Below are 3,947 nucleotides of genomic sequence, written 5' to 3'. Positions count from 1 at the left end.
GCGGGGGGGTGTTCCGAGTGTGCCCGCCGCGCGCACTACCTCTGGGGGCTTGTGCGGGCGGGGCCCGCCGCCCTCGGGGGGGGCCCGGGGGGGGGCCCCCCCCCCCCCGGGGGCCGTCGGCGTTCCCGGGCCCGTGCGGCGCCTCAGAGCCCCAGCCGGGCGGCCCGGGCGGCGGCCCGGTCGAGCAGCAGGTGGACGTCGCCCTCCCGGGTGGCGGGGCGGTCGTTGTACTCGTCCGGGGAGCGCGCCGGGCGGCCGGTGGCGTGCAGCACCTCCATCAGCTGGACCCGGCCGGCCCGCACGGTCGCCGGGGTGCCGTAGCCGTACGCCAGGACGGCGGCCTGGGCGCCGAGCAGGCAGACCCGCCCGGTGGCGTCCCACATCGCGCCCTGCAGCCAGCCGTGGACGCCGATGTAGCGGGAGGCGAGCCGCAGGTGGTCGGCGGCGGTGACCGGGACGGGCCGGGCGGGGCGGCGCAGCGCCCGGTCGAGCAGGGTGGCCCGGGGCTCCGGGTGGCCGGCGTGCCAGGGGCGCAGGACGCTCCCGTAGCGGCAGACGTACGGTCCGGGGGTGCGCGCGGGGGCGGGCAGCGAGGCGAGGTAGGCCTCCACCTCGGCGACCAGGCCGGAGCCGTCCGGGCCCGCGAGCAGGTCCGCCAGGGCGGCCGGGTGGGGCACGGGGGGCGTCGGGGCGGTGCGGGCCATGCGGGCTCTCCAGGCGGGCGGCTGTCGGGTTCCGCTCCCCAAAGTGGGGCATTCCGGACAATTCCGCGACCGCAGGGAGAAGGCGTCCGCACGGTTTCCCGCACGGCGGTCGGGCCGATAGCCTCGGCGGCGTTCGAGCGCAGTTCGAGCGCGACCCGTGGCGCCGCGCTCCCGGAGTGGAGGAGTCCCGTGGGTCCGCAGGAGCGACTGGCGGTCATACAGCGCTGTGTGGTCCGGGAGATGGCACGACTGGGCCAGGACTTCCACCCGGACGGCGAGGTGGTACGCGGCCCCGGGACCACCGCGGTGGCGGTGCGCGAGCACCCCGGGGAGGACGGCGGCGCCGGGCACGTGGACCTCGGCTTCGTGCTCCACCTGGGCCGGGCGGACGCCCCGGTGGTGTGGGACTGCGCACCCGGCCTCGGCAAGACCGAGGAGGAGAAGCTCGCCAACGCGGTGAAGATGTGGGCGACCACCACCGCCTCGGTGCTGGTCGAGCTGGCCGACGGGCGCGGGATCCACGCCGACCGCCCGAACCTGCCCGAACTCCCGGGCTGGCGGGCGGTGCAGGGGCCGGCGGCGGTGTTCGGCTTCGGCAACGAGCACCTGGCGGCCTGGCTTGCCGAGCACCGGGTGCTGCCCGCGCTGGCGCCGGCCCTGGAGCGGGAGCTGACCGGGCCGGGACCGGTCGGGGTGAAGCTCTTCCTGGGCGGGAAGGCGGGCGACGACGTCGCCGAGGTCCGGGTGGGCGGCGAGGTGTCGGAGGCGGCCTCCGCGGCGCTGCGCGCGCTGGACTGGCCGCGCGGCGAACGGCTGTGCTGGGCGCGGCTGTTCGTGCTGCTGACGGCGGAGCGGGCGGCACCGGCCCCGGCCGCGCCGACGGGCGCCCCGGCACCCGTGCCGGCGCGTGCCCCGACCCCGGCGGCGACGCGCCCCCGGGGACTGTTCGCCCGCTGGCGGGAGGCCCGGAGGGCCGGCCGGTAGCTGCTGCTCGCCCACTCGCCTCCGGGGCGCGAGGGATCCGTCCGGCCCTGCCGGGTCAGCCCCCCGTGATGCTGGAGATGCTGTGCGCCAGGTTGGCCAGCAGGGAGTTGATGGAGGTCGCCATCGTGGTCTCGTGCAGCATGAAGCCGAACAGGGCGGCGACGATCGCGTGCGGGATCTTCAGCTGCTTGTTCCGGATGAAGATGATGCACAGGATCGCGAACAGGACCAGCGCGGAGACGGAGAGTGCCACCCGGACTCACTTCCTCGTTTCATAGCGTGGCGCCGCCGCCCGGCGGCACCTGCGAAGCCGGACCCCGGCCTGTCCGACGGTCCCGAGGCGGAATCGCGGACCGTCCGGCACAGCGCCGGCCGAGGAACGCGCACCGGCCCGCTGTCTGGTGTGCCGCACGTGTCGCCCCCCATCCCCCGAATCCTGAACAGTCCCGCCCGGACTCAGTGTGGTCGACCGTGCCGATTGCGTAAAGGTCTGACAGTCGGCCCGACGTCGACATCCTGCGCTGCGGGACGAGTTTCCGCCGACCGGGACGATAGCGGAGCCGTTCTGACGAATCGTCGGCGGGGCGCTGCTGAGCGGCCGGGAAACGCCCGGGGACGTGGAGCGGAGGTCGCGGATCCGCTCAGCCGACGGGCCGTCCGATATGGCCGAAGATCAGCTGCCAGGCTTGACACGACGGCCCTGCCGGTGGCACATGACGCGGACAGCCGCCTCAGTCGCGCCAGAGCAGCAGTACGGCCCGGTCGTCGTTGATGTCCCGGGCGACCGTCTCGATCAGCGCGCCCGCCGCGCCCGCACCGCTGCCGGGGGCGCCGCCGGGGACCAGCCGGTCGGCCTCCCCCATCAGCCGGTCCATGCCCTCGGCGAGGTCCCGGCCGGGCTCCTCGACCATGCCGTCGGTGCACAGCATCAGCACGTCGCCCCGGTTCAGCCGGCCGCGCACGCCGTCGAACTTGGCGCCGTCGTAGATCCCGAGCAGCGGGCCCTCGGCCTCCTTGATCTCCCAGCGCCCCTCGCCGGCCAGCCGCTGCATGCCCGGCAGGTGCCCGGCCGAGAGCAGTTCGTACTCGCCGCTGTCCAGGTCCAGCACCAGGTGGACGGCGGTGGCGAAGCCCTCCTCCCAGGACTGGCGCAGCAGGTAGCCGTTGGCGGCGGGCAGGAAGTCGTGCGCGGGCAGCGAGCCGACCAGGCCGCCGAAGGCGCCGGACAGCAGCAGGGCCCGCGAGCCCGCGTCCATGCCCTTGCCGGAGACGTCCGCGAGGACCACCTCCAGCAGCCGCTGGCCGGGGCCGGTGCGGGCGGCCACCACGAAGTCGCCGGAGAAGGACTGGCCGCCGGCCGGGCGCAGCGCCATGTCGGCGTGCCAGCCGGCCGGCAGCTCGGGCACCCGGCTCTGCACCCGCAGCCGCTCGCGCAGGTCGAACAGCATGGTGGAGCCGCCCCACCAGGGGACGCCGACCCGGGCCCGGAACTGGGCCAGCAGCAGGCCGCCGACCCCGGCGGCGCCGACCACCAGGGCCGCGCCGGGGGTGACGCCGTAGACGTAGGCCTCCGGGTTGTCGCTGGCGACCCGCTGGCCGGTGTGGATCACGGACTCGGCGGACAGCCCGAGGGCGGCCAGCGCGTACAGCACCACCAGGGAGCCGGGGCGCAGCAGCAGCGCGCCGGCCAGGATCGGCAGGACCAGGGTGGTGGGCGGGGCCCAGTCCGGGATCCAGATGTTGAGCAGGATCATCAGCGGGACGAGCAGGGCCAGCGCGCAGAGCACCGGCCAGTCGGCGGCGCCGCCGCGGAAGTAGTCGACACCGGCCGTGCGCAGCCTTCGGCGGGCCCGGCGGAGCCTCTTGCGCAGCCGGGCCGTCACGGGCTCGGACGCCGGGGCGGCGCCGGGCCTCGTCGCAGTCGTCTGGGGCGGTGCGCCCGGCGGTCTGCCAGCCATGGGGTCCGACCCTATCCACGGGTGCGGCCCGGCGTCGACGGTCCGGGGGCGGGCGGCGGCCCCGGCGCGCGGGCCGCTCAGCGGGTTTCGGCCGATCGGGCCGGTGGCGGGCACGCCGTCAGGAGGCGTGCGCCGGTTGGGCGTACGGCGCCGGCGGGCGGCGCGTGCGCCCCGCGTGCGCAGCTGCGGGCGCGCGGGCGCCTGTGGCCGACGACACAGCCGCCGGGGGCCGCGCGGACGGGGGCGGGGGGGGGGCCCGGGGGGGGGGGGGGGGGGCCGGGGGGGGGGGGGGGGGGGGGGG

Annotated in this window: 4 protein-coding genes; 1 reads left to right on the top strand and 3 read right to left on the bottom strand. The window is 77.0% G+C overall.

Annotated elements, in window-relative coordinates; genetic code table 11:
- Nucleotides 1-143: 143 nt before the first annotated feature.
- A complete protein-coding gene (locus ACFWXO_RS17500) occupies nt 144-704 on the bottom strand; it encodes a hypothetical protein (protein ID WP_380524789.1) in 561 nt (186 codons plus the stop codon).
- Nucleotides 705-944: 240 nt separating this feature from the next.
- On the opposite strand from ACFWXO_RS17500, the gene ACFWXO_RS17495 reads away from it, so the two are divergent.
- On the top strand, nt 945-1,688 hold the full coding sequence (locus ACFWXO_RS17495; protein WP_380524788.1) for a DUF6348 family protein: 744 nt from the start codon (nt 945-947) through the stop codon (nt 1,686-1,688).
- A gap of 55 nt (nt 1,689-1,743) precedes the next feature.
- Here ACFWXO_RS17495 and ACFWXO_RS17490 read toward each other — a convergent pair whose 3' ends face one another.
- On the bottom strand, nt 1,744-1,941 hold the full coding sequence (locus ACFWXO_RS17490; RefSeq protein ID WP_188304780.1) for a hypothetical protein: 198 nt from the start codon (nt 1,939-1,941) through the stop codon (nt 1,744-1,746).
- 478 nt (nt 1,942-2,419) lie between these two features.
- The gene (locus ACFWXO_RS17485; protein ID WP_375893082.1) at nt 2,420-3,646 is read right to left on the bottom strand and encodes a PP2C family protein-serine/threonine phosphatase; all 1,227 of its coding nucleotides are present in this window, start codon (nt 3,644-3,646) and stop codon (nt 2,420-2,422) included.
- Nucleotides 3,647-3,947 lie beyond the last annotated feature (301 nt).

The organism is Kitasatospora sp. NPDC059088, assembly GCF_042738155.1.
In the GTDB taxonomy this organism is placed as follows: Bacteria; Actinomycetota; Actinomycetes; order Streptomycetales; family Streptomycetaceae; genus Kitasatospora.
This window is presented reverse-complemented; position numbering and strand designations above follow the sequence as displayed.

What these genes read in the sequence shown, in the direction of transcription:
- ACFWXO_RS17495 (WP_380524788.1), top strand. Translation starts at nt 945, where the DNA reads ATGGCACGACTGGGCCAGGACTTCCACCCGGACGGCGAGGTGGTACGC.
- ACFWXO_RS17485 (WP_375893082.1), bottom strand. Translation starts at nt 3,646, where the DNA reads ATGGCTGGCAGACCGCCGGGCGCACCGCCCCAGACGACTGCGACGAGG.
- ACFWXO_RS17500 (WP_380524789.1), bottom strand. Translation starts at nt 704, where the DNA reads ATGGCCCGCACCGCCCCGACGCCCCCCGTGCCCCACCCGGCCGCCCTG.